Annotated in this window: 26 protein-coding genes; 13 read left to right on the top strand and 13 right to left on the bottom strand. The window is 67.4% G+C overall.

The annotated features are described in order from the left end of the window. Positions 1–416 precede the first annotated feature (416 nt). The 3 genes from sfsA to radC all read left to right on the top strand — a co-directional run bounded on the left by sfsA (position 417) and on the right by radC (position 2,845). On the top strand, positions 417–1,115 hold the full coding sequence (sfsA, locus tag HSX43_RS00295) for a DNA/RNA nuclease SfsA (RefSeq protein ID WP_179378089.1): 699 nt from the start codon (positions 417–419) through the stop codon (positions 1,113–1,115). Between the two features lie 47 nt (positions 1,116–1,162). Beyond that, positions 1,163–1,975, top strand: coding sequence for a type I methionyl aminopeptidase (gene map, locus HSX43_RS00300; RefSeq protein ID WP_179378090.1), 813 nt, complete (start codon positions 1,163–1,165; stop codon positions 1,973–1,975). 66 nt (positions 1,976–2,041) lie between these two features. Beyond that, positions 2,042–2,845, top strand: a complete 804-nt coding sequence (gene radC / locus HSX43_RS00305) for a RadC family protein (RefSeq protein ID WP_179378091.1) — start codon at positions 2,042–2,044, stop codon at positions 2,843–2,845. A gap of 62 nt (positions 2,846–2,907) precedes the next feature. On the opposite strand, the gene HSX43_RS00310 is transcribed toward radC, so the two are convergent. Genes HSX43_RS00310 through HSX43_RS00325 form a run of 4 tightly spaced genes read right to left on the bottom strand, consistent with a single transcriptional unit; the run spans position 2,908 to position 6,166 of the window. After that, entirely contained in the window at positions 2,908–3,810 is a 903-nt protein-coding gene (locus HSX43_RS00310; protein ID WP_179378092.1) for an ornithine cyclodeaminase family protein, read from the bottom strand. Next, positions 3,807–4,427: an HAD family hydrolase gene (locus tag HSX43_RS00315; protein WP_179378093.1), complete on the bottom strand. Its 621-nt coding sequence runs from the start codon at positions 4,425–4,427 to the stop codon at positions 3,807–3,809. The genes HSX43_RS00310 and HSX43_RS00315 overlap by 4 nt, the downstream gene beginning before the upstream one ends. Next, positions 4,424–5,230 carry an S-formylglutathione hydrolase gene (gene fghA / locus HSX43_RS00320; protein WP_179378094.1) on the bottom strand — a complete coding sequence of 269 codons (807 nt, stop codon included), beginning with the start codon at positions 5,228–5,230 and terminating at the stop codon, positions 4,424–4,426. Before fghA ends, HSX43_RS00315 begins: the two co-directional genes overlap by 4 nt. Continuing rightward, positions 5,231–6,166, bottom strand: coding sequence for an AEC family transporter (locus HSX43_RS00325; protein WP_179378095.1), 936 nt, complete (start codon positions 6,164–6,166; stop codon positions 5,231–5,233). It abuts the gene before it with no gap. A 579-nt stretch (positions 6,167–6,745) separates the two neighbouring features. Between HSX43_RS00325 and HSX43_RS00330 the strand changes: the two genes are divergently transcribed. From HSX43_RS00330 to HSX43_RS00340, 3 genes are all read left to right on the top strand, one after another. After that, the gene (locus tag HSX43_RS00330; RefSeq protein WP_179378096.1) at positions 6,746–7,054 is read left to right on the top strand and encodes a hypothetical protein; all 309 of its coding nucleotides are present in this window, start codon (positions 6,746–6,748) and stop codon (positions 7,052–7,054) included. 112 nt (positions 7,055–7,166) lie between these two features. Next, entirely contained in the window at positions 7,167–7,322 is a 156-nt protein-coding gene (locus HSX43_RS00335; RefSeq protein ID WP_179378097.1) for a hypothetical protein, read from the top strand. 89 nt (positions 7,323–7,411) lie between these two features. Further along, entirely contained in the window at positions 7,412–8,029 is a 618-nt protein-coding gene (locus tag HSX43_RS00340) for a TetR/AcrR family transcriptional regulator (RefSeq protein ID WP_179378098.1), read from the top strand. Here the strand turns inward: HSX43_RS00340 and ubiG are convergent. After that, entirely contained in the window at positions 8,014–8,778 is a 765-nt protein-coding gene (gene ubiG, locus HSX43_RS00345; protein WP_179378099.1) for a bifunctional 2-polyprenyl-6-hydroxyphenol methylase/3-demethylubiquinol 3-O-methyltransferase UbiG, read from the bottom strand. The two genes, HSX43_RS00340 and ubiG, sit on opposite strands and share 16 nt — an antisense overlap. Before the next feature lie 73 nt (positions 8,779–8,851). Between ubiG and pip the strand changes: the two genes are divergently transcribed. Further along, positions 8,852–9,844 (top strand): prolyl aminopeptidase, encoded by a 993-nt coding sequence (gene pip, locus HSX43_RS00350; RefSeq protein WP_179378100.1) that lies wholly within the window; start codon positions 8,852–8,854, stop codon positions 9,842–9,844. Positions 9,845–9,847: 3 nt separating this feature from the next. Here pip and HSX43_RS00355 read toward each other — a convergent pair whose 3' ends face one another. Together HSX43_RS00355 and HSX43_RS00360 are read right to left on the bottom strand one after the other, a co-directional pair. Next, on the bottom strand, positions 9,848–10,957 hold the full coding sequence (locus tag HSX43_RS00355; RefSeq protein ID WP_179378101.1) for a DUF2793 domain-containing protein: 1,110 nt from the start codon (positions 10,955–10,957) through the stop codon (positions 9,848–9,850). Between the two features lie 94 nt (positions 10,958–11,051). Then, the gene (locus HSX43_RS00360) at positions 11,052–12,161 is read right to left on the bottom strand and encodes a polysaccharide biosynthesis/export family protein (protein ID WP_179378102.1); all 1,110 of its coding nucleotides are present in this window, start codon (positions 12,159–12,161) and stop codon (positions 11,052–11,054) included. Positions 12,162–12,427: 266 nt separating this feature from the next. Here HSX43_RS00360 and HSX43_RS00365 point away from each other — a divergent pair, with 266 nt between their 5' ends. Together HSX43_RS00365 and HSX43_RS00370 are read left to right on the top strand one after the other, a co-directional pair. Continuing rightward, entirely contained in the window at positions 12,428–14,386 is a 1,959-nt protein-coding gene (locus tag HSX43_RS00365; protein WP_179378103.1) for a polysaccharide biosynthesis protein, read from the top strand. A 31-nt stretch (positions 14,387–14,417) separates the two neighbouring features. Beyond that, positions 14,418–15,425 carry an NAD-dependent epimerase/dehydratase family protein gene (locus HSX43_RS00370; protein ID WP_179378104.1) on the top strand — a complete coding sequence of 336 codons (1,008 nt, stop codon included), beginning with the start codon at positions 14,418–14,420 and terminating at the stop codon, positions 15,423–15,425. Here HSX43_RS00370 and HSX43_RS00375 read toward each other — a convergent pair. After that, positions 15,422–15,955 (bottom strand): hypothetical protein, encoded by a 534-nt coding sequence (locus HSX43_RS00375; protein WP_179378105.1) that lies wholly within the window; start codon positions 15,953–15,955, stop codon positions 15,422–15,424. The genes HSX43_RS00370 and HSX43_RS00375 overlap by 4 nt on opposite strands. A 107-nt stretch (positions 15,956–16,062) precedes the next feature. Between HSX43_RS00375 and HSX43_RS00380 the strand changes: the two genes are divergently transcribed. Then, positions 16,063–16,749 carry a fumarylacetoacetate hydrolase family protein gene (locus HSX43_RS00380; RefSeq protein ID WP_179378106.1) on the top strand — a complete coding sequence of 229 codons (687 nt, stop codon included), beginning with the start codon at positions 16,063–16,065 and terminating at the stop codon, positions 16,747–16,749. A 6-nt stretch (positions 16,750–16,755) separates the two neighbouring features. On the opposite strand, the gene HSX43_RS00385 is transcribed toward HSX43_RS00380, so the two are convergent. The 4 genes from HSX43_RS00385 to HSX43_RS00400 all read right to left on the bottom strand — a co-directional run bounded on the left by HSX43_RS00385 (position 16,756) and on the right by HSX43_RS00400 (position 22,525). Then, the gene (locus HSX43_RS00385; protein WP_179378107.1) at positions 16,756–17,691 is read right to left on the bottom strand and encodes a glycosyltransferase family 2 protein; all 936 of its coding nucleotides are present in this window, start codon (positions 17,689–17,691) and stop codon (positions 16,756–16,758) included. Then, positions 17,688–19,106 carry an O-antigen ligase family protein gene (locus tag HSX43_RS00390; protein ID WP_179378108.1) on the bottom strand — a complete coding sequence of 473 codons (1,419 nt, stop codon included), beginning with the start codon at positions 19,104–19,106 and terminating at the stop codon, positions 17,688–17,690. The genes HSX43_RS00385 and HSX43_RS00390 overlap by 4 nt, the downstream gene beginning before the upstream one ends. After that, positions 19,103–21,019 carry a right-handed parallel beta-helix repeat-containing protein gene (locus HSX43_RS00395; protein ID WP_179378109.1) on the bottom strand — a complete coding sequence of 639 codons (1,917 nt, stop codon included), beginning with the start codon at positions 21,017–21,019 and terminating at the stop codon, positions 19,103–19,105. Before HSX43_RS00395 ends, HSX43_RS00390 begins: the two co-directional genes overlap by 4 nt. Before the next feature lie 147 nt (positions 21,020–21,166). Next, the gene (locus tag HSX43_RS00400) at positions 21,167–22,525 is read right to left on the bottom strand and encodes an oligosaccharide flippase family protein (RefSeq protein WP_179378110.1); all 1,359 of its coding nucleotides are present in this window, start codon (positions 22,523–22,525) and stop codon (positions 21,167–21,169) included. A gap of 109 nt (positions 22,526–22,634) precedes the next feature. On the opposite strand from HSX43_RS00400, the gene HSX43_RS00405 reads away from it, so the two are divergent. From HSX43_RS00405 to HSX43_RS00415, 3 genes are read left to right on the top strand one after another with little or no spacing between them, the layout of a single operon-like run. After that, on the top strand, positions 22,635–23,879 hold the full coding sequence (locus HSX43_RS00405) for a Coenzyme F420 hydrogenase/dehydrogenase, beta subunit C-terminal domain (RefSeq protein WP_235962430.1): 1,245 nt from the start codon (positions 22,635–22,637) through the stop codon (positions 23,877–23,879). Next, a complete protein-coding gene (locus tag HSX43_RS00410; RefSeq protein WP_179378112.1) occupies positions 23,876–25,039 on the top strand; it encodes a polysaccharide pyruvyl transferase family protein in 1,164 nt (387 codons plus the stop codon). The genes HSX43_RS00405 and HSX43_RS00410 overlap by 4 nt, the downstream gene beginning before the upstream one ends. After that, positions 25,036–25,854: a glycosyltransferase family 2 protein gene (locus tag HSX43_RS00415; protein ID WP_179378113.1), complete on the top strand. Its 819-nt coding sequence runs from the start codon at positions 25,036–25,038 to the stop codon at positions 25,852–25,854. Before HSX43_RS00410 ends, HSX43_RS00415 begins: the two co-directional genes overlap by 4 nt. Here HSX43_RS00415 and HSX43_RS00420 read toward each other — a convergent pair. Beyond that, a complete protein-coding gene (locus tag HSX43_RS00420; protein WP_179378114.1) occupies positions 25,842–26,720 on the bottom strand; it encodes a CpsD/CapB family tyrosine-protein kinase in 879 nt (292 codons plus the stop codon). The two genes, HSX43_RS00415 and HSX43_RS00420, sit on opposite strands and share 13 nt — an antisense overlap. Between the last annotated feature and the right edge of the window lie 18 nt (positions 26,721–26,738).

Raw genomic sequence — 26,738 nt, forward strand, 5'->3', positions numbered from 1 at the left:
GACACCAGTAACAGCCGTTTGCCGGTGAATATCCTGCACGTTCCGCCGCCGCTACGGCCGACTGACAGTTGGCGTGAAAGCCAAGGCCGACTCGATTCTCGAGGTTCGGTGGATAGGGACAGGTACCGTTGTCGATGTGAACTTCATAGTTTTGGTCGCCAGTCGTCTGGCGGTTTTTGTTGACGTAGTAAGTCGGCATTGGCCGATCCTCCTAGGACTACGAGAGCTGGCTTGACTTGGCAGCCCTCCTCTTATCAAAGGAGGTGTGACGCGCCATCCCGCACCAGCCCTCAGGGTTTTGCGGAGCCGTAACTAAGTACCGTCACGGCGTGCCTGCCGTGACGGTACGATTCGTATAGACCGTCATCTTGTGTATAACCCGAAATGTAGGGCAAACCTAGTAGGTTGGACGCTATATGAAGTTCTACACTCCGCTCGTGCCCGCCACGCTCCTGCGCCGCTACAAGCGGTTCCTCTCCGATGTCGTGCTGGAGGACGGGCGGGAGGTGACGGCGCATTGCCCGAACCCCGGGGCGATGACGGGGCTGGCCGAGCCGGGGATGCGGGTCTGGGTCGAGCCGAACGACGACCCGCGCAAGAAGCTGAAGTACGGCTGGCGGCTGACCGAATTGCCGGGCGGACATATAGCGGGCATCGACACCGGCGTCCCGAACCGCGTCGTGGGTGAGGCGCTGCGCGCGGGGGCGGTGCCGGGCCTGACGGGGGCGGTACGGGCCGAGGTGAAATACGGGGCGAACTCGCGCGTCGATTTCCTCGTGACCGGTGATCGGGGCGACACCTATGTCGAGGTCAAGAACTGCCACCTTCGGCGGGACGGCACGCTGGCCGAGTTTCCGGACTGCGTCACGACGCGCGGGGCGAAGCACATGGACGAATTGGCCGAGATGGTCCGGCAGGGGCATCGTGCGGTGCTGATCTTCCTCGTGCAGCGCACGGATTGCGACCGCGTCTCGGTGGCGGCCGACATCGACCCGGGCTACGCGCGGGCGTTCGGGGCGGCGCGGGCGGCGGGGGTCGACGTGCTGGCGCTGTCATCGCGGATCACGACCGAAGGCGTCGAGGCCGGTCCGCCGCTGCCGGTGACAGGTGGATAATCCGGCGCGGGCACCTTACATGGGGCGCGAATGGCAGGAGAGTGGCCTTGGACGAACATCGCGGCAGACTGACCCGGGACGGCATCCGCATCCACGAGGACGCGGATTTCGCCGGGATGCACAAGGCTGGCCGTCTTGCCGCCGAAATCCTCGACCGGATCGCCGAGCATGTCGTCCCGGGGGCCACGACGGGCACGCTTGACCGGCTCATCACCGAGTGGGTCGAGGCTGCGGGCGCGACCTCTGCCACGATCGGCTACAAGGGGTATCAGCACGCCTCCTGCATCAGCGTGAACCATGTGGTCTGCCACGGCATCCCGGGCGACAAGGTTCTGAAGGATGGGGACATCCTCAACATCGACGTCACCGTGATCGTCGATGGCTGGTTCGGAGATACCTCGCGGATGTACGTGGCCGGCAAGCTTTCGCGGAAGGCGGAGCGGCTCATACAGGTGACGCATGACGCTCTGATGAAGGGGATCGAGGCGGTCGCGCCGGGCAAGACCTTCGGCGACATCGGCCATGCGATCCAGGCCTATGCCGAGGGGCACCGCATGGGGGTCGTGCGCGACTTCTGCGGGCACGGGCTCGGCCGCGTGTTCCACGCGCCGCCGAACGTCTTGCACTACGGTCGGCCGGGCACGGGGCCGGTGCTCGAGGAGGGGATGTTCTTCACCATCGAGCCGATGGTGAACCTCGGCCGTCCCGAGACCAAGGTGCTGGCCGACGACTGGACGGCGGTGACGCGGGACAAGTCGCTCTCGGCGCAGTTCGAGCATTCGGTCGGCGTGACCGCGACCGGGGCGGAGATCTTCACCCTTTCGCCCGCGGGGCGGTTCCATCCCACGACGGCCGGTTGAGGTCGCCGGCGTGCACGCTCGGCGTGTATTAACCTCATCTTAACACTTGAAAGATGAGTTGGGGCCATGAACCGACTCGCTCATATCCGGACCGGTGGCGCGAAAGGCCATTTCGCCGAAGCGCCCTTGCCGGATCTCTTCGGCTCTCCCCCGGTGCCCGTCCTTCCCGTCCCCAGGCGGGCGGGCACCGCCTCCGATCATCGCGCGGCCCACCGCGCGCGCCTGCGGGAACGGTTCATGCAGGGCGGGGCCGCCGCCATGCCCGACTACGAATTGCTCGAACTCCTGCTCTTCCGGGCGCTCCCGCGGCGGGACGTGAAGCCGCTCGCGAAGGAGTTGTTGCAGGTCTTCGGCGATCTGAGCCAGGTCATGGCCGCGCCGGCGGAGCGTCTGACCGAGGTCAATGGTGCCGGACCTGCCGTGGTCGAGCAGATCAAGATGCTCGAAGCGCTCGCACATCGCATGGCGCGCGCACGGGTGATCGACCGGCCGGTGCTGTCCTCCTGGGATGTCTTGCTCACCTATCTGCGCACGGCCCTGTCGCATCAGGGGACGGAGCGATTCCGCGTGCTCTACCTCGACCGCAGGAATGTGCTCATCGAGGATGAAGAACTGGCCGAGGGGACGGTCGACCATGTGCCGGTCTATCCGCGCGAGGTGGTGAAGCGCGCGCTCGCGCTCAACGCGTCCGCCCTGATCCTCGTGCACAATCATCCGTCAGGCGATCCGACCCCGTCCGAGGCCGACATCGCGATGACGCGGAGGATCGCGGAGGCGGCGGGCGTGCTCGGCATCGTGCTCCACGATCATATCGTCATCGGCAAGGGTGCGGAGGTATCGTTCCGCTCCGAAGGTCTGCTCGACGGGTAGGGGGCACCGCCCCCGTCGGCCTGGGCCGACTCGCCCGGAGTATTTCCTGGAAGGAAGATGGATCAGCCGACGGCGTCCAGAATGTAGCGCGCCGTCATCAGGTCCAGATGGGCCCCGCCGCCGTTTTTGAAGAGTGTAATCTCCGTATCGGAGGTCCGGCGCATGGCGTCGCCGTCGTAGTAGTCGGCCTGCACGTCGTCCGGCGTGATGGTGCCGGCGGCGAGGGGGATCCTGAGTTCGCCGATGTGGTCCATCGTCGTCGCGCGGACGTCCACGAAGATGCTGGCACGCGTGAGTGCGCCGTCGTCGGCCTCGCGCATGTCCGGGCGGTAGGCACCGATCAGGTCGATGTGCTGGCCGGGGCGAAGCCACTCACCGCGCAGGATCGGCTCGGTCGTCATGGTGGCGCAGGTCACGATGTCGGCGGCGGGCACGGCGGTCGCGAGATCGGTGGCGTGGTCTGCTCCGTGTGCCTCGGCGAAGGCGGCCGCGTTCGCGGCGGTGCGGGACCAGACGGAGAAGGCGGCACCGGGGAAGGCGGCGGAATAAGCCGCGTGGAGCGAGGCCGCCACCGTCCCCGCGCCCACGATGAGGATGCGACGGCTGTCGGGGCGGGCGAGGCGCGTGGCGGCGAGGAGCGAGTCGCCCGCCGTCTTCCATTTGGTCACCAGCGCGAAGTCGAGCGTCGCCGCCAGCGTGCCGTCGGTGTCGGAGAGGAGAGAGACCGCACCACCGATCGTCGGTTTCCCTGCCGCGGCATTTCCGGGAAAGATCGTCGCCGTCTTCACCAATGCGCCGAGCCCGTCGATCCAGGCGGCGCGGCTCAGGATCGTATCGTCGCCGCGGTAGAGGAAGCTGTCCTCGACCTGCGCTTTCGGCAGGCGATGTCCGGCCTCGAACGCCCGCCCGAGGGCCAGCCAGTCGAGATGCGGCTCGGCCTCTGTGCCGATGAAGGGCGGGGTCACAGGCTTTCTTCCAGCGTCAGCAGACCCTCCGCGACGAGCCGGTCGGCCCAGCCCTGGGGCCCTTCGAAGAGGTGGGCATTCCAGCCACGTTCGCGCGCGGCCTCGACGTTAGCGGGCCGGTCGTCGGCAAAGAGCAGCGCGGCCGGCGGCAGGTCGAGCGTCGCCTCGACCTGCGCGTAGATCTCGGGAGCGGGCTTGATCACGCCCATGTGGCCCGAGACGAACGTCCGGTCGAAGTGGTTCAGGAAATCGAAGTGCCCACGCGCCAGGTCGAAGCTCTCGATCCCGAAGTTCGTGAGCGCGTGGACGGGCATCCCCTTGGCCCGCAATCCGTGCAGAAGGCGCACGGACTGGCCGATCACCGGCGTTGTCAGCTCCAGCCAGCGGTCGTGCCAGAGGCGGATTTCGGGTTCCCAAGCAGGATGTGCCGCCGCCGTCTCGTAGATCACGTCGCGGAAGCCTTCGCCCAGGTCGACGCGGTCGTTCATACCGTGGAGGTCCACTTCGGCGAAGAGGGCGCGCCGGCGGTCCTCGCCGATGACCCGGTCGTAGAAATCCTCGGGTTGCCAGCCGATCAGGACGTTGCCGATGTCGAAGATGACAGCCTGGATGGTCATGCCAGATGATCCGCGTGGAACGCGACGTGCTCCGGCGCGAAGCTCGCGACGAAGAAGTAGCTGTGATCGTAGCCGCGCCGAAGGTTCAGCGCGGCCTCCGCCCGGGTTTCTGCCAGCGCCGCGGCAAAGGCGGCGGTTCCGAGCTTGTCGAAGAACTGATCGGATGTGCCCGTTTCAATGAGCGTCGGCGGCAGGGTCGCGCCGGCGGTGAGCAATACGGTTGCGTCGTGGGCGGCCGGATCGCCGGTGTAGGCCGTCAGTTGGGGTGCGCCCCAGTCGCTTTCCGAGGGGTTGCAGATGGGGGCGAAGGCCGAGACCGACCGGAAGCGTCCCGGATGTTTCATCGCGAGGGTGAGCGCGCCGTGGCCGCCCATGGAGTGACCGGTGATCGACTGGCGCGCGGGATCGAGGTCGAAGGCGGTGAAGACGACCTCGGGCAGGTCGGCCATCATGTAGCTTTCCATGTTGAACTGCCGCGCCCAGTCGCCCTCGGTCGCGTCGACATAGAAGCCCGCGCCCTGTCCCATGTCGAAGGCATCGTCGTCGGGCACGCTCTCGCCCCGCGGCGAGGTGTCGGGAAAGACGACGGTGACGCCGGCCTCGGACGCCCATGCCTGCAGGCCGGCCTTCGTCATCGCGTTCTCGTGGGTGCAGGTCAGGCCCGAGAGATACCAGAGGACGGCACCGGTCGCGGCCTCCGGCTGGAAGAGTCCGAAGGTCATGTCGGTGCCGGTGGCCGTGGACGCGTGGGTGTAGACGCCCTGCGTGCCGCCGAAGCAGCGGTTCTCGGACACAGTCTTCATTCAGGTTCCTCCGGTGAGCAGGCCGATCACGACCGAGACGGTGACGATCGACACCGCGGTCGAGACGAGTATGGCGGCGCTGACCCGCTGGGGTGCGACGCCGTAGTGCTGCGCCAGCATGTAGACGTTTCCGGCGACGGGCAATGCTGCTGCCGCGATCATCACCGTGGCGGCGAAGCGGTCGGCCACGGGGAAAATGACCAGCGCCGAAAGGGCGACCGCGGCGGGGTGCAGAACGAGTTTGCAGAAGGTGAGCCAACCGGCGACGGATATGCGTTCCGCCGTTTTGCCGGCGAGCGAGGCCCCGATCGCGAAGAGCGCGCCGGGGGTGGCCGCGGCCCCGAGGATCGAGAGGAACTCGTTGATCGGGGTCCATAGCTCGCGCCCCGTGGAGGACCAGGCGATGCCGAGCACGATCGAGACGATCATCGGGTTCTTCAAGAGGCCCAGTCCGACCGTCTTGAGCGTCGAGAGCGACACGCGACCATCGCGTGACCCGGTGATGAGGATGACGATGAGGGACGAGAAGACGATGAGGTCGACCGCGAGGACCATCAGCATAGGCCCCGCGCTCGCCGGCCCGAGGAGCAGGATGAACATCGGGATGCCGAGGAACCCCACGTTGCCGATGATGGCGACCTGCGCCTCGACCGCCGCCTCGGCGACGGACAGCCCGCGCAGGAGGCCGACGGCGGTGGCGATGAGGTAGACCGTGATGCAACCCCAGAGGTAGGCGGTGATGAAACGCCAGTCGAGGATCTCGGCGAGCGTCAGATTCGCCGCGAAGTTGAAGAGCATGGCCGAGAGCGCGAACCAGAAGACGAACTTCGTGAGGTAAGTGGTCGCCTCGGCAGTGAAGAACCTGGTGCGGCCGGCGAAGTAGCCGAGAGCGATCAACGCGAAGAACGGCACGGTTTTCAGGAAGATCGCGAGCATGATCGACGGCTAGCGGGCGCGTGGTGCGCTGTCCAGCGAGGGGCGTCGCGGGATGGTCCGCATGGCTCCGGTCACCCGTCGTTCTGTTCGGTGCGCGTGCGCTCGACGAGGGCATCCGACAGGAACCAGACCGAAAGGCCGAGCGCGACGGCGATCACGCCCCGCAAGAGGAGCCGACGGCTCATCGCTGTGCCCCGGGGGGCCGGCATCGGGGGTGCCATGTCATGCCGGCAGGATAGACTCGGCGGCGAATGGCGCAACCCTGGGCAGAGTTTGGCCGACGGCTATTTTCCGCGAATTGCGTCCGGCCGTCACAGGGTATTTCCTGACATCGCGAGCAGTCCTCCGGGTCCCGACGCCCGGAGTCGCACCGCCGCTTCGTCCGTTTTCATCCCCTCGGGCGGGCGGCCTGCGGGCAGGTCGGCGGTTCGGCCTGTCCGCAGCGCACACCTATATGTGCAAAAAAACTGAACAGTTTAGTTTATAATTCGATTGACGCTGTGTCGCAAGTCTGCGATCAGCGAGTCGGTACTAAACGGTTCAGTTTGTTTCTCCGTTTCAAACCAAAGGACTCCCCCCATGAAGAAGACATTGATCGTTGCTACCCTCGCCGCTCTGGTCGTCGCTCCGGCCTTCGCCGATCGTCTCGTGATCGACGATGACCGCTGGTATGTGGACGATGATCGCCCGACCAGCCGGGCAATCGACATCGACGACGACAACTGGAGCTATGTCGACACCCCGGCCGTCACCTCGCAGCGCAGCGGCGGGGCTCCCGGCGAGTGCACTTCGCTCGAGCGGTCGGCGGACATCGACACCGCCGACTGCGGCATGCTCTCGCGTGCCGAGGTCATCAAGCGCCTCAGCGACATGAACGACGAGAGCTGATCCACTTTCCGGCCGCGTATCCCCCGTGGCCGGAGCAACGGGCGGGGGCGTTCTCCCCGGTCCCCGCCCGTCCTGACGACCTGCGACGACTGCCGCATTAAGGATGAAACCGATGAAACAGACACTGCTCGCCATCGCGCTTGCACTCTTTGCCATGCCGACCCTCGCCGAGAATTGGGGCGTGCATCTGCCCTACCTCACCTTCCCGAAGGCAGCGCCGTCGGAACCGCTGGAACCCGCCGTGTTGACACGGGTGCATGGCCAGTGACGTTCCCTGGCCCGGGAGCCTGCCGTGCGGTAGTTCTTGTGTGACAGGCGTCCCGGGCTATATTTCCGCACGATGACAGCGGACTACACATGAACGACGCAACGCCGGTCAAGAAGGGTCGCAAGTTCGACCAGGTGCTCGAAGGCGCACGCGAGGTTTTCACGGCCGACGGCTATGAAGGGGCCAGCGTGGACGCGATCGCCAAGGCCGCCGGCGTCTCGAAGGCGACGCTCTACAGCTATTTTCCCGACAAGCGCCTGCTTTTCCTCGAGGTGGCCAAGACCGAATGTCTGACCCAGATCGACGAGGCGGCCGGAATCCTCGATGCCTACGACGATCCGCGCAAGGTTCTGTCCGACGCCGGACGGCGCATGATGGGTCTGGTGCTTTCTCCGTTCGGTCAGGCGATCTTCCGCATGTGCGTGGCCGAGCGTGACCGGTTTCCCGAGCTCGGACGTGAATTCTACCGCACCGGTCCGGAAGTCTTCCATGCAACCATGTGCGCCTATTTCGAACAGGCGGTCGAGAAGGGCGATCTCGTCATCGACGATCTGAAGCTCGCCTCCGACCAGTTTATCGAACTCTGTCACGCGCAGCTCTTCACCGAGATGATTTTCGGTCTCCGCGAGAGTGCCACCGACGAGGAGATCGCGCGCGTCGTCGATGGCGCGGTCGAGACCTTCATGGCCCGCTACGCCGCGCCCTGATCCGTCGCGTCTTCGGGCCGGACGCTCGCGGTGACGTAGTTGACCGAGAGGTCGCGCTCCGAAAGCCGCCAGCTCCACGACACCGGGTTGAAGACGAAGCCCATGCGGTCCTCGGGGCGCATTCCGGCCTTCTCCAGCAGACCGAACAGCTCATCGGGCGTGATGAACTTCGACCATTCGTGCGTGCCCTTCGGCAGCCAGCGCATCACGTGCTCGGCACCGATGATCGCCATCAGATAGGACTTCGGGTTCCGGTTGATGGTGGAGCAGATCATGATGCCGCCGGGCCGCAGGAGATCGTGACAGGCGGTCAGGTAGGCAAGCGGGTCCGACACGTGCTCGACAACTTCCATGTTGAGCACGGCGTCGAACACCGGCTCTTCGGTCTGTAGCAGATCCTCGGCCGAGGTATGGCGATAGTCGATGTCGAGCCTCGATTGTTCGGCGTGGGCCTGCGCGACGGGGATATTGCGCTCCGCCGCGTCGACGCCGACGACCGTCGCCCCGAGCCGTGCCATCGGCTCCGACAGGAGCCCGCCGCCGCACCCGATGTCGAGGATGCGCAGGCCGTCGAACGGCTGCTCGGCTTTCAGGTCGCGGTCGAACTCCGCCGCGATCTGCGTCGTGATGTAGTCCAGCCGGCACGGGTTGAGCATGTGCAGCGGCTTGAACTTGCCGTTCGGATCCCACCATTCGGCGGCCATCGCCTGGAACTTCTCGATCTCGCCTGCGTCGATGGTGCTGCTCATGGATCCTCGCCCGGTCTCGTTTCGCCACGGCGGCGGTGGTGACGCCGCGCACGAAGTCTATATAGGTCGCAAGATGGACCAGAACACGCGTCAGACCCGCACATCCGCACTCTTCCCGCCGCTCGATCCGTTCGATCAGCGAATGCTGGACGTGGGTGACGGCCACCGCGTCTATGTGGAGCAATGCGGCAACCCCGATGGTTTGCCGGTCGTCGTGCTTCACGGCGGACCGGGCGGGGGCTGCAGCCCGATCATGCGGCGCTTCTTCGACCCGGCGATCTGGCGCGTCGTGCTCTTCGATCAACGGGGCTGCGGTCGCTCGCGCCCCCATGCCGCGGTGGCGGACAATACGACGTGGCACCTCGTCGCCGACATCGAAGAGATCCGGGCAACGCTCGGCATCGACGCCTGGGCCGTCTTCGGCGGCAGTTGGGGGGCCACGCTCTCGCTCGTCTACGCGATCACCCACCCCGAGCGCGCGGCGCATCTGTTCCTGCGCGGTGTCTTTCTGATGGAAGAGCGGGAGCTCGCGTGGTTCTACGGCGGCGGGGCCGGGGCCTTTTGGCCCGAGCAATGGTCACGCTTCCGCGCGATGATCCCCGAGGCCGAGCGCGACGATCTCATCGCCGCGTATCACCGCCGCCTCTTCGACACCGCGTCGCACGAACAGGTAAAGTTCGCCCGCGCCTGGGCCATGTGGGAAAACGCGCTCGCCTCGGTTCAGTCGCAGGGGCGCGCCGGCGAGCCGGGGGGCGAATACGCCCGCGCCTTCGCCCGGCTGGAGAACCACTATTTCACCCACCGCGGCTTCCTGGAGCACGACGGCTGGATCCGGGCGAACCTCGATCGTCTCGGCGGGATCCGGGGGCATATCGTGCAGGGCCGCTACGACATGGTCTGCCCGCCGCTTTCGGCCCACCTGCTGGCCGAGGGCTGGCCCGGGGGGACGCTCGATTTCGCGCCCTTCGCGGGTCATGCTCTTTCGGAAGCGGGCATCACCGAACGGCTCGTCGCGGCGACCAACAGCGTCGGCCGGCTTCATGCCGGAACCCTGCGGTTCCGCTAACCGTCACTCCAGCCGAAGCTGCAGGGTGGAATACAGATACCGCGTGCCACTCAACGTGCCGTGCGGGCGAATGTAGATGAGCACGGCGCTATCCTGCGGCACGACCGTCGATGTCAGATCGGCGGAGAGCCCATGCCACGCAGTTCCCATCGGCCGGTTGTCCGAGGCATGGATCGTCGTCTTCTGGGTCTCGCTTGCCGTGTTCCAGCTGCCGTCGAGGGCACCGGTCTGGACGCAGATCCGCAGGTCGTAGCCCGTCACCTGCGTCGAAGATGCGCGAAGCATACCATCGAGGCTCAGAAGACGGGTGCCGCCCCGGACGAACAGGCCGATGTGTGTCCAGCTCGTCGATGGTTCACTGCCGGTTCCGGCCGAAGAATTGCGGTTCTCCGACGTCGGCCCGTAGCTCGTCGAGAACGTGACCCAGCGATTATCGGTATAGCAATACCAGCGGCCGCCCAGCGGAACTTCGCGCGGGACGCGGACGCCCGAAGGGAAACGCGTCTCGCCCGTTGCCGCGTCGACCGTCATGGCCGTGTTCCAGGCAGTGCCGTCCGGGCTGACCTTCACCGCGAAGTCGTCAGATCCGGCGCAGCCCATTTCGGCCCGCCCCGAGAAAGCCGTCTGGAAGAGCAGGCTGCCGGTCTCGCCTGTGCTCGCCTTGTTGATCTTTACCTGATGGCCTGTGCCGGCATGGGTCAGCAGCGTCGCATCCGAGGCGACGGCAAGGCGGTTGGTCGTGTCTGCGGCGGTGTTGATCCCTAGCGTTGCGGTGGCCGGCTGCGCCCAGTCGCTGCCATCGAAGACGAGCTCCGCATCGAGCGCGCGCACATGCGCGCGCCAGCCTTCGGCCGGGGCATAGAATTGCCAGGCGTCGCCTTCGCGCACCGCGATGGAACCGTCCTGTCCGGTCCATTCGCCACTCGCGCCCGCTGCCACGATATGCCGGTCCCCCTCGTCTGGCAGGGTCGGCGGCGTGGTTCGGTCGATGTCGAAGACCACCGGCTGAACCAGCGCATCCAGCGCGCGCAGGGCCTCGTTGTGGGTAATGTGCTTCTGCGCTTGTCCGCCCTGGATCAGGGGCAGGGACAGGATCTGGGTATTTTCCGACATGGGTGCCGCGGCCTCCGAAGATGTGAAGGCCGGGACCATCGGAACGATCAGTTAACGCATTGCTAACGAATGATGCCGGCGCACGGCAGGAGACTCAGTTCGTCGTCGCCTGCCGCGCGAGGCCGAAGACCGATCCGACCAGTCCAAAGACGGTTTGCGTCGTCGTGATCGGGCTCTCGGTCACGTAAACGAGATCCTTGGGCATCACCGGGAAGTTCCGGGCCGAGAAGAGACCGTCCGCGCTCGTCAGGTCCATCGAGAACACGACGCGCTGCTTGCGCGGCCCGCGCACACCGGCAGAAAGGGCGGAGGCGGGGTATTCGCGCAGGATCAGGATGCCTTTCGGATCGGCCCGCGTATCGTTGAGCCCCCCGATGATCGACACCGCATCCATGGCGCTGACCACATCTTTGGTGAAGGGATGCAGGGCCTCTTCGCCCGCCGCTCCGACCGACAGGAAGTAGCGATCGTCCTCCTTCACCACCACCTGGTCGCCATTGCGCAGGAGGGTGTCGAGGTTAGGCTCCGCATAGAGACGGTTCATCGACGTGCCGTAGATCTGCGAGCCGCGTTGCAGCCTGATCTGCGGATTGACGAGGGATGTGTCCACCCCGCCGCCGGCTGCGATCAGGCTCAGGACGGTGTAGTTGTTGTCGGGCATGGGGAACGTGCCGGCGTTCTGGACGCCCCCGACAAGATCGACCGAGTTGCCCCGCCCTTCCTCCATGGAAAGCTGAACCTGGGCCGAGTCGGCGACGGCGGTGAGCGCGTTCTGCACGACCTCCCGGGCAGCCTGCGGCGAGCGGCCGGCGACACGGACGTTGCCGGCATAGGGCAAAAAGATCGACCCCGCGGGGGACACGACCATCGGCTCGAGCGTGATCTGCCGCCCTTCGACCGGCACGATCAGCGAGTTCGGGTCGCTGTCCCAGATCGTCAGCGTAACCAGATCACCCGGGCGAATGACCTGCCCGACCGATCCGTGGCTCGTCGTGATCCAGCCGAGGTGGACGTCATTGACCCGCGGCCATTCGAGCACCGAGGGCAGGAGCGCGCGCGTGACCGGATAGACGGCGAAGTCGGCATTCACGTCCTCGTCGGCCTTCAGCACTTCCGACTGGAGCGCCGCCCCGCGTGGCAGGGAACAGGAGGCCAGGACGCAACACAAGAGCATGGTCAGGAGCGGGCGGAAGAGGCGCGGCATCATGGTCTAAATCTTTCGAAAGCAAATCGTCATCGGCCCTACTGCAGCCCGCGGCCACCCTACTCAAACCGCCCGGTGCGTCAAATCGCTTGTCGCCGGTTTCCGGAGAACCGGTGGCAAGTTGCTAGAATCGAACCGTTTAAATATGGTCCGGTCAGGTTTTTGAGTTCAGGCCGCAGAGGCTGCGCGTCTTTTCCGGGCGGGCTTTCTGGTCACTGCGGCTGGTTTTGCAGTCTTGGGCCAATCTGGTCCGCGGGGAATATTGAATGAAGATTTCGGATCTGGGCAAGCCGGAGCTTGTACTCCAGCGCCTGACTCGCCGGGAGAAATACGTTTTCTTTCTGGTACTTGACCTCTTTTTCGTGGTCGCTGCGCTCTTGTTTGCGCTCCTTCTCAATCCGCTTCCGGAACAGATGCCGCCGCTCTTCCAGACGCTGTCGGTCGCCCTTCCCTATCTGCTGCTGGTTTCAGGCGCGCTCCTCGTCGCTCTCGGCCTGCCGGCGCTGCAACTGGCGGAGTTCGATGGTCACGCGACGCTCCACGCGGCCTCTCTATCGGTGTTTCTGGCGGCCGGATCCTCGGTGCTGGCCTACATCTTCGGCGTAAATCTGCCGATGTCGGTTCTGCTCGTCTTCGCGACCAGCCTCTTTCTGATGATGACGGTCTCCCGTGTCGTGCTTCTGCAGGTCGTGCTGGCGATCTATCGCAGGGGCGACAAGGTCACGCGCGTCCTCATCTACGGGGCGGGCACGACGGGCACGCAACTTGCGCGCGCGCTGCGCGGTCACGCCGAGATCGAGCCGGTGGCCTTCGTCGACGACAACCCGTCGCTCCAGGGTCTCAGCATCGGAGGGTTGCCGGTCTATACCCCCGTGCGCGTGGCCGAGATTGCGGCGCGCAAGCGAATCCACCGCGTTCTTCTGGCAGTGCCGTCGCTTTCGCCGCCGAAACAGGCCCGCATCGCGCGCCGGCTCGAGCGCATGGGGCTCGACGTGCAGATGCTGCCGTCCTTTTCGCAGCTCATCGGACAGGAGACGCTCGTGGACCGTCTTCAGCCGATCAAAGGCAGCAAGCACCGCATGTTCCTCGGCCGCGACGAGGTCCGCGCGCCCCTGATGGAGGGCAACGAGGGATATCAGGGCAAGTCGGTGATGGTGTCCGGAGCCGGCGGCTCCATCGGGTCGGAGCTCTGTCGGCAGCTCATCGCCTGCGAACCGCGCAGGCTCGTGTTGTTCGAACTCTCGGAGATCGCGCTCTTCACCGTGCAGCAGGAGCTTCAGAACACCGCAAAGGAAATGGGCGTGGACCTCATCCCCGTGCTCGGGTCCGTGACCGACCCGCGGCACGTGCGCCAGGTGCTGGCCGAGCACGATGTCGAGGTCGTCCTCCACGCTGCCGCCTACAAGCACGTGGGCCTCGTGCAGCAGAACCCGCTTGCCGGGCTGGCCAACAACGTTCTCGGGACTCAGACGCTCGCGAATGCCGCCGTACAGTTCGGCGTGGAGCGCTTCATCCTGATCTCGTCCGACAAGGCCGTGCGGCCCCGCGGGGTCATGGGAGCCTCCAAGCGACTGGCCGAACTCGTCGTGCAGGACATCGCGTCCCGCGTTCCCGAGGATGGCCCCGTCCTTGCCATGGTTCGCTTCGGCAACGTCCTGGGCTCCTCCGGCTCCGTCGTGCCGATCTTCGAGGATCAGATCGCCCGTGGCGGCCCCGTCACGGTGACGCATCCCCACGTCACCCGCTATTTCATGACGATCGCCGAAGCCGCGAGCCTCGTTCTGCGCGCCGGGTCGCTCGCCGAAGGGGGCGAGGTGCTGCTTCTCGACATGGGCAAGGCCGTCAAGATCGTCGACCTCGCCCGGCAGGCGATCGAGGCCGCGGGCTATACCGTCCGCTCCGAGGCCAATCCGAACGGAGACATCGCGATCGACTTCATCGGTCTGCGTGACGGGGAAAAGCTGCACGAGGAGCTTTTCTTCGACGGCTCCGAGCGACCAACAGCGCACCACAAGATCTTCCGCGTCCGTGAGCATGGGCTCAGCGAATTCGAGGTCGCCGATATCCTGCGTGCCCTGCGTCACGCCATGGCGAGCGGTGCCCCGGAGGGGGCGCTCGACGCCATCGCCCGCCGCGTCCCGGGCTTCGGTGCCCCGATCAGCGACACGGCGGACCGGATCCCCGACGACGTGCTCAAGACCGTGCCGCCCAGCTTCACCGTTTGACAGCGCCGACCGCGTCCCGCACGAGAGCAGCATGAAATGCGCACTCGTCACCGGATCGGCCGGATTCATCGGCTACCATCTCTCCGCCCGTCTCCTGGAGGACGGCTGGCGCGTCGTCGGTCTCGACAACCTGTCGGACTACTACGACCCCGACCTGAAGCGCCGTCGCCACGCGCGGCTTGCGGCCTCGGACGCGTTCACGCCGGTCATCGGGGACGTTTCGACACCCGGCCACATGACCGAGCTGATGGCCGCGCATCGGCCCGACGCCGTCATCCATCTGGCCGCGCAGGCCGGCGTCCGCCACTCCATCGACGCACCGCGCGATTACGTTCGGGCCAATCTCGTCGGCACCCATGAGGTGCTCGAGGGCGCGCGCGCACATCCGCCCGCTCACCTCCTGATCGCCTCGACCTCCTCGGCCTACGGTGCCGGCACGGAGATGCCCTACCGCGAGACGATGAAGACCGATGCCCAGATGTCCTTCTACGCCGCGACCAAGAAGGCGACGGAGGCCCTGGCGCACAGCTATGCCCACCTCTACGGCCTGCCGACGACGATGTTCCGCTTCTTCACGGTCTACGGGCCATGGGGCAGGCCGGACATGGCGCTCTTCAAGTTCACTCGCGCGATCCTCGCCGGCGAGCCGATCGACGTCTACAATCACGGCAACATGCGTCGGGACTTCACCTACGTGAGCGACCTCGTCGCGGGGCTCGCCGCGTTGATCGACGTGCCGCCGGGGGACGCGCCGGTGAGCGCGGCCGACAGCCTGTCGCCCGTCGCCCCCCACCGCATCGTCAACATCGGCAATGGAGAGCCGGTTGAACTCGGCCGTTTCATCGCGGCGATCGAGGCAGCCACGGATCGCCCCGCGATCCGGAACCTGATGGAGATGCAACCTGGCGACGTGCCCGCCACCTGGGCCGATACGACGCTTCTGACCGATCTGCTCGGCGCGCCGCTGCCGCGCACGGACATCGAGACCGGTGTGCGGGCCTTCGTCGACTGGTACCAGGACGAGTACGCCCCGTCCTAGGGCGTGACGAGGCCGAGCGCGACCGCCGCGACGTAGAAGACGAAGAGGCCCACGGCGAGTTGCAGCGCGCCGACGATCATCTTCTGTCCGAGGCCGAGCACGTAGCGCAGCGCGCCGTAGGCCAACACCGGCAGGAAGAGACCGGAGAACCCCACGAGGATGACGACACCGTTCAGCATATCCGGCTGCCGCGTGGCCCAGATCGCACAGCCCGCGCCCGAGACGACGGCGACCGACCAGACCACCCAACGCGGCAGGCGCTCGACCCAACCGAGCATCCATGCCGAGGAATCGTAGAGCCGCAGGCCTGTCGGAGCCGGGCGGCGGCGACGTTCGCGCGGGGCCTTGGGTGCCGGAACATCGCCCTTGCCGCCGCACTGTCCGCAAGCCACGCGCGTCTGCGTCCAGCCAGCGCCGCTGCAGACGTCGCAGGTCTCGGCCGCCACGCTCTTGCCGCGGCCGGCGCAGCCGGTACAGGCCTCGCGCCGCGGACGCACGCCGAAGCCGCCGCAATCAGGACAGGTCGTCATCCCCGCACTCCTCCCCCGACCTTCATGCCCCGGGGCGACCAAGGGGGCAATTGCCGCCGTCGCACCGGTCGCGTCTACTGTGTCCAGCTTGTCAGACGGAGATCCCCATGGCCGACCTCTTTCCCGCCCCGGCGTTGCCGCGTCTGCCCATCGCGGGCAGATCCGACCTCTACCCGGTCGCGCGCGTCTTTTGCGTGGGCCGCAATTATGCCGCCCATGCCGCCGAGATGGGCAACGAGGTCGATCGGGAGGCACCGTTCTACTTCACGAAGTCGCCCTTCCACGTCGCTCGGAGCGGGGCGCGTCTGCCCTATCCGCCGGGCACGGCCGACTACCACCACGAGATGGAGTTCGTCTTGGCTATGGGTAACGAGGCGTTCGGGGCAGACCGCGCGGCGGCGGAAGCGGCGATCTTCGGTTACGGCTGCGGGCTCGACATGACCCGACGCGACCTTCAGGCCGCGGCGAAGGAAATGCGCCGGCCCTGGGATCTCGGCAAGGACGTGGAAGGGGCCGCCGTCCTCGGTGCGCTTACGCCGGTCGCGGATTTCGGCAGGGTCGCGGACCAGCGCATCGCACTCACGGTCAACGGCGAGGCCCGGCAGTCTGCGACGCTGGGCGAGATGATCCACGATTGCGCGGCGATCGTCGCGCATCTGTCGCGGTTCTATCGCCTCGGGCCGGGGGATGTCGTGATGACGGGCACGCCGGCCGGCGTCGGGCCCGTGCGCTCGGGCGACGTGCTGCATGGCACGGTCGATGGCTGCGCCCCGGTCGATCTGGCGCTGACCTGACGGTCGTCAGAGCCGGATGCCGCTCTCCGCCATCTGGCGCGTTACGGCGCGCGGCGGCGACAGCCCGAGCCCGCCGCGCAGGATGGCCTCTGCCGCGGGCAGGTCGCGCCGCAGCGCCGACTGGAGCGCCTTGCCGAGCGTGAAGGCCACGGCGCCGTAGTAGCTGACGCGCCGGTGCCGGCGGACGAACTTCATCCGCGCGCGATGCTTGAACCACTCCGAGAAGGGCGAGGCATGGCGTCCTGGCTTGCCCGACCCGATCGACGTGCCGGCCTGGTGATGCACCACGGCCTCCGCGCAATGCAGGATCGGCAGATCGCGCGCGCGCAGCGCCCAGTCGACCTCCTCGTAGTAGAGAAAATAGCCTTCCTCCATCTTCCCGGCCCGCGTGAGGAACAGGCGGCTCGCGACGAGGCTCGCGCCCGTGACGAAATCCATGGCATCCGGATCGGGCGGCCGGGTCGTCGACGGCTTGCCCTGGTTGAGGTTCAGCGTCTTGCCGGTCTTCCAGTCGATCACGCCACCGTCGATCTGAATGGCGTGGGGCGGATCGGCGTAGACGACCCGGCCACCGATCATCGCGAAGTCCCGTCCCTCGGCATGGGTGGCGAAGGCGCGGGCGGTGCCCGGCGGGACCACCGCGTCGGGGTTCAGAACCCAGAACCGCTCGATCTCCGGATCCTGCAGAAGGATGTCGAGGCCTACGTTCACACCCGCCGCGAACCCGCCGTTGGTGCCGGTCGGGTGCCAGATCAGGGCATGGGGCGCGGTTGCCCTGCGTGCGGTGACGACGGCGTCCGTGTCGTCCGGAGAGGCGTTGTCGACGACCACGATCGAAAGCGCCACGCCTTCCGCGGCCAAGAGGCTGTCGAGGCAGTCGCCCACGACGTCGGCCGACCGATGGGTGACGACGACGACGCCGAGGCGGGGCAGGTCGGTCATTGTGGAGCTCTCCGATAGGGCGCGGGGGCCCGTCCCCCGCGTGGGGCGAACCGGCTGTAGCTTGGCACCCGGCGGCCGCCCGGTTCGGACGGCGCGGGGGTGTCCTCCTCCATCGCGCCGGGCTGCACCATCCAGGCGGTGGCCCCGATGAAGAAGATCACGAAGGAGAAGATGTTGCTCCAGACGTGAACGGTGGCCAGCGTGAACGACAGGCCGAGGAAGGTGAAAACGCAGGCCCGGCGCAGCATCAGAGACGGATGCCCCGGCGCAAGGCGGAGGCGCATCAGCTTCGTGACCTGAACCGCGAAGCCGAGCGCGATCAGGAGGAACCCGGGGAATCCGTAGCGCACCGCCATCACGAGCCAGAAGTTGTCCATCGAGCCCGAGTGCATGTAGGCCGGGCGGATCCATTCGTTGAGGCCGATGCCGAAGAAGAAGGCGGAGGGGATACCGTGCTCGGCGCTGCCGAAGACGTTCATCACGCCCCATTCGAAGATGATCGAGCGCCAGTACGCGGTGTGCGCCGAGAAGGTGGCGTAGGACATGAAGACCTGGATCGGCCCGCGGTTCGACAGGATGTCGACGAGGATCCAGAGCGCAACGAATGTCGCCACGAGGATGCGCCAGCGGGCTTCGACCCGGCGGAAGAGAAGCGACCATGCGATCAGCCCGAACTGGAGTGCAAGCGCGAGCAACGCGCCGGAGGACAGGGCGAGGAAGGTCATCAGGGCGAGGATGCCCGAGAGCAGAATGTGCTTCGTGCGCGCCATCTGCCCCCAGAGACCGACCGACACGAGCGAGAAGACGACCGAGCAGAAGAGACCGTGATGGATGGGATGCGCGAAGACTGACTGCACACGCTCGAGGCCCAGTCGCTTGTCCGCATAGACGAGTTCCACGGAGGTGACGCCGGGCAACGCCCGGATCGCCTTGAGAAGCGCCGGCGCGCCGGTTTGCGTCTCCAGCAGCGCGAAGGGCACCAGCGCGAGCACGATCAGCATCAGCACGCGGCACATCGCCACGAATTGCGCCCGGCTACGGATACAGGCGCGGGCAACGACGTAGCCGCCGAGGAACTCCACGCCCACGGAAGGGGCCTGCTGCACGACCCGGTCGGGGTTGTTGAGCGCAAGCGCCGCCGTCAGCCACAGCGCATGTCCGAGAAACAGCCAGTCGGTCGGGATGGTGCGACCGTAGCGTCCGAGAAGGAGGCTGACGAGCATCGGCACGCTCACCACGAGGAGGAGCATCCGCAGCGTCGTCAGCACGACCGAACCGAGATGCACCGTGATCGGCAGCACGACACAGATCAGATAGAGGACGACGAGGAAGGACAGCCGGTCCTCCGTGGTCTTCGCTCCCGTCCCGTTGGATCTGGGCAGGGCCGCTGGCATATCGGTCCGGGTGGCGCTCACCGGACGAAGCTCGTGTCGATGATCGAGAAGACATCGCTCAGGTCACCGGGGTCTGTGCGGACCTCGAACTCCTCGATCACCCCGTCGAAACTCAGTTTCGTTCCGAAGGGGTTGCCGAAGGAGAGGCCCCAGCTCTGCACCGGGCGGAGCGTGCCCGTGAAGGGTTTACGACCGACCGTCTCGCCGTTGATGAGAATCGAGACCATGCCCACCGGCCCGTCGTAGGCCACGATCAGTTCGAGCGGTTCGTCGTCCCTGTAGAGCCGGGTCGGCCGGGACTTGAGGATCGTGCGTCCGCCTTCCGCGCTGCGGACGTCGATCTCGAAAGCCCCCCGCCCGGTCGAGCGCAGCATGAGAGACTGGTGCAGCCGCAGGATCTCTCCCGCGGTGCGGAAATCGCCCCTCGCCCGCAGCCGCATCCGGATCGCGAACCGCGAGGCATCGAAGAGCGGTGCCGTCATTTCCCGCGTGAGGACGAGCGGTTCGATCGTATCGCCCATGATGATCGTCGGCCCGCCGATGTCGCGTTCGAACGGTGCGGAGCCAGCGCCGCCATCGGAGAGAATGGCACCCTGCGCGGGATCGAGGCGGATGACACCGCGCATGTCCCGTGCGCCCGGGTCAGGCAGTGCGGCCGGTGCCCCCTTGTCGAGTTCCGCCGAAATGGCCACGAGGCGCGGCGCGCCGATCTCCCGTCCGTCGAGCAATCCGCCCGGCCGGGCGGCGAAGTCGGCCAGCATCGCCGGCGTCTCCGGTGATACGCCGAAGAACACCTGATCGTAGTGATCCCTCTGGCCGGGAATGCGATCCTGTACGATCTGGTTGCCCACCATCGTCCAGCTGCCGTCCCAGCCGGGTTCGGGAAGACCGTGCACGACGTTTCCGAGGATCAGGACGTCGCGCGACACCGAAGCGACGTTGATCCGCGGCGTCCAGAGGTTGCGATTGTCGTAGGGGCCGTCGGAACTCGCGTTGCGCGCCACCGTGTTGCGCCGGATCGTCAGGCCCAGCGTCGCGCCGACGGTGATCCCGTGCAGATGCGCGTTCAGGATGACGTTCTCCTCGATGACAACGTCGCGGTAGAACATGTCTTCGCCCGCCTGATGGGTATCGATCAGCTCATTGCGCATGAAGATCGACTGCGTGAAGGAGCCCGTGCCGGAATTCAGCACGTTGCGACGGATCGTGATTCCGGTGCTCGGCCGCTCCGTCCCGCGGGTCCAGAACTGGATCATGTCGGGGTGATCGCCGGCTCCTTCCACGCGGTCGAAGTCACGGATTTCGTTGTCCTCGATCAGCACGTCGCCGACCTCGGCGAAATTCATGCCGTCGACACGCATCCCGTGCAGCAGGTTGCGCGCCACCGTCAGCCGCTCGACCCCGCTCGCGACGAGACCACGCGCGAAACCGCTGAACTCGCTGTCGAGGATCTCGATGTCGGTGCCGTCGGTCACACTCAGGCCGAACCCCCAGGGGCGGGGTACGCCGGTGTCGTCAGGTCGCCGCGCGCCGAGAAACCGAAGGCGACGCAGGGTCACGTCCTGCGCATCCTCGACGCGGGCAAAGCGGCGGTCGACTTCTGTGCCGCCCGGCAGATGGAAGGCGAGACCATCGAGGACGACATGGTCCGCCCCCCGCAGGATCAGCCCGGGGAAGACCGGTGGGTTCTCCGCATCCGCGGCACGAAGGGTCACGGGGCGCGCGATCGCTCCGCCTCGCGTCAGATGCAGGCGCGGATAGCGTCCCGGGCGCAGGGCCAGCGTATCGCCCGGTTGCAACGTCTCGAGCGCGGTCTCGAGCGTCGCCGGGTCCGCCCATGTCGTCTCGGCGGTGGCGGGTGATGCGTCCCAGAGCGCGGCCGACAGCGCAAGGGCCATCACCGCCGCGAGGGGGGCGCGGAAGATCGTTTGCATGCGCATCGCCTGCTCCGGTCCGGCCGTAGCCGATCTGCTCCTTGCCCCTCTGACGGGGGCGTTTCCCGCGACGCTAGCGCGTCGACGGAGTTTCGCAGAACGAATAAATTGCACAAACGGCAACAGTTTGGCCCGATTGTGTCCCGCTTACGTCGCTCCGGCGTGGCCGAACCGGGCGCCGACCTGCCACCAGACAAGCATCCCGAGCGCCAACAGGGCCACGACAAGCAGCATCGGGATACCGACTACCGCAAGGACGGTACAACCGAAGCCCACCGCCCCGAGGATCAGCGGCCCGAGCGGCCAGCGCACCCCGGCCCGCACCGTCACGAGAAGGGCGGAGATGCCGAGACCCAGGGCCTCGCCCGCCGCCCCGAGCCAGACGAGCGCCAGAAGGTCCGCACCGTCCAGAAGCACCCAGATCCCGAGGCCGAGCGCGGCGACGCGCGGCAGGTTCGACAGGATCGCGTTCGCCGTCATCCCCTGCGACAGCGCCACGACGTTGGTCCCGGTCTTCGCGACGCGCAGTCCCTGCACTACGGCCATCGGCCCGAGAAGCGGCGCAAGCCCCGCATAGCCCGTCGCGGCAAGCCAGGGCGCGGCGAGCCATCCGCCGACGGTGCCCGCGAGTGCCAGCGCGAGGCCGACGGCGAGACAGAGCGTCAGCGTCCGTGCGGCCGGGCGTTCGAGGTCCGCCGCCGGAAGCCTCGATAGGCGCGGTAAGGCCGCGGTCTGGATCGTGTTCGCCATCACGAGCGCCGGCGTCAGGGTCAGCGTGACCGCGAGCGCGAAGACCCCGAGCGGCGCGAGGCCGAGGATCCGGCCGACCGCCATCTTGTCGACCTGGAACACGGTGAAGAGGACGAGCGCGTTGAGCAGGATCGGCCAGCCGAACCGCAGGGTCCGCGCCCAGAGCGCCCGGTCGACGACGGGCCGCCAGCGCCGCTCGGCCACGACATGCGAGAGGGCCGTGCTCAGCGCAGCATGGAGGAGAAGGGCCGCGAGCATCACGCGCCAGTCCCCGAGCCAGAGCGCGAGCGGCCAGATCGCGAGGAAGGAGGCCAGCGCAGGCACCGTGTTCGTCATCACGAGCGGGCCGAAGCGATCGTCGCGGTTGAAGCGGTGGATGTCGAAGTGCCGGAGTGCGTTGAGCAGCGGCACGAGCGCAAGGAGACGGTAGGCCCAGGCCACTTCGGGGATGGTGAAGAAGGCCGCGATCGGGTCCGCGAGCGCCAGGAGCACCGCCGAGGCCAGCACACCACGCAGAAGCTGAAATCCCGTCAGGGCGTCCTGCAGACGGGGGTCGTCCCCGTCGCGGGCCTGCACGATCTGCTGTTGCAGGCCGAAGGACGACGCCATCTCCACCGCCGCCATGGCCAGCGCGAAGGTCGCCGCGATACCGTAGTCCGCGACCGGGATCAGCGCCGCGACCGCCAGGTTGCGCGCGAACAGAAGGCCCGACGCGGCCATGTTGCCGGACAGCAAGAGAAGGGCGGCGCGCAACATTCCGGTGGCTCCGAGGGGCGAAAAACCTTGCGCGGTTTTGCGGCTCTTGCAATGTTGCGGTCAAGCCGCAGGCCCAAAAGAAGGCACAACGCGGCGGGCAGAGCAGACGTTGAAGACAATCAGACCCCCCCTTTCGGGCGATGCCGCCGGCACGTCCGACCTGCTGAAGCGCGTATCGCGCGGTGACCTCTGCACGGGCTGCGGCGGCTGCGCGGGGCTTTTCCCGGATGCGATCGCGATGCGGAGGAGCACGGCCGGCTTTCCGCGGCCGGTACAGGTCGGCCCCCTGCCGGTCGGGGCGGAGGCGACGATCGCGGCGACCTGTCCGGGGCTGTCGCTCACCGTCGAGGCCGCCGGCCGCACCGACGATCCGATGTGGGGGCCGTACCGCAGGGCCTGGACGGGCTGGTCCGCCGATGCCGATCAGAGGTTCCGCGGTGCTTCGGGCGGGGCGTTGACGGGCGTGCTGACCCACCTTCTGCGCAGCGGCGTGGTGCAGGCGATCGTCCAGAACGCCGCCGATCCCGCCGACCCGATGGCGAACCGTACCGTCGTGACGGACGATCCGGCATGCTTTCCGGTGACGGCCGGTTCGCGCTATGCGCCCTCGTCTCCGCTGGAGGCGTTGCCTGACATTCTGGCCGACGGACGGCGCATGGCCTTCGTCGGCAAGCCCTGCGATGCGGCCGCGCTGGCCGCGATCCGCGCGCGTGACCCGAAGGTGGCACGGGCGATCCCCGTGATCCTGTCGTTCTTCTGTGGCGGGGTGCCTTCCGCGCAGGGCGGCGCGGCGCTTCTTGCGGCGCTCGGCGTGTCGTCCGACGATCTTGCCCGCTTCCGCTATCGCGGCAACGGCTGGCCCGGGCGCGCGACGGCGACGCTGACCGACGGCTCCGAGCGCTCGATGAGCTACCGCGACAGCTGGGGACAGGTTCTGTCGCGGCACGTCCAGCACCGTTGCAAGATCTGCGCCGACGGAACCGGCATGGCGGCCGATATCGTCTGTGCCGACGCTTGGGAGGTGGACGACGCAGGCTATCCCCTCTTCGAGGAGGAAGCCGGTCGCAGCCTTGTTCTCGCGCGGACGGTCCTGGGCGAACAGATCGCACGCGGCGCTGAGAGGGCGGGGCGTATCTACCTCGAGACGTTCGACATGGCGCAACTGATGCGTATCCAGCCCGGGCAGCGCGACCGCCGCCGGGGCCTGCGCGCGCGGCTTCTTGCGCTGCGTCTGCTCGGGCGTCCGGTCCCCGCGTATCGGGGCCTGAACCTGCGGGCGGTCGGGCGGCAGAACGGACCCGTCCGCAACATCCGCAACTTCATGGGCACGCTGAAACGGGCCCTGCGCCGATGAGCCGCCCGCTCAGGACGCTTCTGCTTCTGCACTCCACCCGGTCACACAACCTCGGCGTGGGGGCGCTCAGCGTGGCGCAGGTCGCGATCCTGCGGGATGTGGCGGCGGCGCTTGGCCGGCGGCTCGAGATCACGCTGGCCGATTACCCGGATTCGCGGGAACCCTACATCACCGGGGACGACATCCGCATCGTCCCGCTTTCGGGCAAGTGGATCAAGTCGCGCGCGGGTTATTGGGCGGAGCTGAAGAAGACCGACGTGGTCGTCGACATCGGCGGAGGCGACAGTTTCGCGGACATCTACGGCACGCGCCGACTGCGGCTGATGTTCGCGCTCAAGGCGCTCGCCCATCTGGCGCGCAAGCCCTATGTCTTCGCGCCGCAGACGGTCGGCCCCTTCACACGCCGGTCGTCCCGCATCGGCGCGCGGATGCACCTGAACCGCTGCGCGCTGGTCGCGGTGCGGGATGCGCCGTCGCGCGATCACATGCACGACCTCGGCGTCCGGGAGGAGCCGATCCTTGCGTCAGACGTCGCGCTCAGGATGCCGGCCGATCCGGCCCCCGATCTCGGGTCTGGCCTAAAGGTTGGCCTGAACGTCTCGGGTCTGCTGATGGCCGGCGGCTATACGGGCCGCAACGAGTTCGGGATCGAGCTCGACTATCCGGCGCTCATCGACGCGCTCATCGCCTATTTCCGGGGGCAGGGGGCAGAGGTTCACCTGATCCCCCATGTGATCGTGCCCGAGGGACCGATGACGGGAGAGGACGATTATCGTGCCTGCGCCGCGCTGGCGGAGGCACACCCAGGCACGGTGCTCGCCCCGGCCTTCGCCTCGCCGCCGGAGGCCAAGGGATATATTTCGGCGATGGATTTTTTCATGGGTGCGCGGATGCACGCCTGCATCGCGGCCTTCTCGACCGGCGTGCCGGTGGTGCCGATGGCCTACAGCCGGAAGTTCGCGGGCCTCTTCGGGTCGCTCGGCTACGAGCGAACGGTCGATTGCCGCCGGCAGGACGCCGATACGATCCTCGCGGCGGCGGCGTCCGCCTGGGAGGGCCGGGCCGAAGTCGCGCGCGAAATGGCCTCCGCGCTCGACCGGGGGCGGATGCGCCTGCGCCGCTACGAGGACGCGCTGCGCGGCGTGCTGGCGCGGACATGAGCGCGCGTGCCGTCGTCATCATCCCGCACAAGGACGATCAGCTCCGTCTTGCTCGCTGCCTCGCCGCGCTCGAGGTGCCCGAGGGCGTCGAGGTCGTCGTGGTGGACAACGGCTCCCGCGATCCGGTCGAGACGGGTACGGCCCGGCTTCTGCGCGAGCCCGAGGCCGGGGCCGCCGCCGCCCGCAATCGCGGCGTGGCCGAGACCGACGCGCCGCTTCTCTTCTTCATCGATTCCGACTGCCTGCCCGCCCCCGACTGGGTGCGCGTGGCGCTGACCTGCGGCGACGGGCCGGTCGGGGGCACGGTCGAGGTCTTCCACGAGACGCCACGTCCGCTCTCGGGCGCACAGGCTTTCGAAGCCGTCTTCGCCTTCGACAACGAGGCCTATATCAAACGCGACGGTTTCTCGGGGACGGGCAACCTCGTCGTCTCGCGGGCGATCTTCGAGGCGGTGGGCCCCTTCCGGGGCGGCATGTCGGAGGACAAGGACTGGGGCCACCGCGCGGCGCAGGCCGGTCACCCGGTCAGCTTCCGGGGCGATCTGCGGGTCGGGCATCCGTCGCGCAACGACTGGCCGGCGCTTGCCCGCAAGTGGCAACGCCTGGTCGAGGAGGCGCGACTGCTCCATGCGGCGCACGGCAAGAGCCGCGCCCGCTGGATCCTGCGCGCGCTCGCCATGCCGCTCTCGGCGGTCGTACACACGCCGAGGGTGCTGTGCGCCGATCTTTCCGCCGGGGAGAAGCTGCGCGCCGTGGCGACGCTCTTCCGGCTCAGGACGGCGCGGATGGTCTGGATGCTGCGTCAGCTGCCGTAGCTGTCGTACCCGTAGCCATAGCCGTACCGCTGCGCCTCGCCCGGGTGGCTACACTTGTTGAGCACGACGCCCAGCACACTCGTCTGCGCGGCCAGTTCCTTCTCGCAGGTATCGACCTGGCCCAGCGTGCTCTGCTCGGCGGCGGCGATCATCAGCGCGCAATCCGCATTCGGAAGGAAGGCGATCGCATCGTCGCTGATCATCACCGGCGGCAGGTCGAAGAGGATGACGTCGGGCGCATAGATCTCCTCGATCCGCGTCAGCATCCGGTCCATCCGCCGCCCCTGCAGAAGCTCGGCCGGGTCGTGCACCGGCGTAGCCGTCGTGGCGAAGGCGAGGTTGTCGGCGACGCGCAGCATCTGCGTCCCGGCTTCGGCCTTCCCGCGGATGACCGAGGTGACCTCGTGGCCCGCGTCGCAGCCCAGAAGCGTCGCCAGCATCGGGCGGCGCAGGTCGAGGTCGATGACGATGGTCCGGATGTCGGGTTGCCGGGCCAGCGAGAAGGCAAGGTTCATCGTCACCGTCGACTTGCCACAGCCCGGACCGGGCGACGTGACGGCGAGGCGCGACCAGCCCTGCGCCGACATCTGCTGCAGCGCGCGGGTTCGCAGCACGTCGAAGGGCGCGCTCTTCGCGCCGCTCTCGCGCGTGACGATACGGTGCCGGGTCAGCGCCGCCGCATCCGGCGTGAAGTGCTCCAGCGCATCCCACGGATCCTTCGGGGTCGTTTCGGGGGTAGTGTTCGGCTCGTCGACCGGGGGCGCTTCGGACGAAGCCGCGGGAGGATCCGTCATCTCGGCCTGCCCGGCGAGCAGGGCTTCGCGCGCGGTGCGGGCGCGGGCGATCGCGGCTTGCAGTCTGTCCATGTCGCGTCCTTTCGCGGC

The organism is Jannaschia marina, from assembly GCF_013404595.1.
GTDB classification, from domain to species: Bacteria; Pseudomonadota; Alphaproteobacteria; order Rhodobacterales; family Rhodobacteraceae; genus Jannaschia; species Jannaschia marina.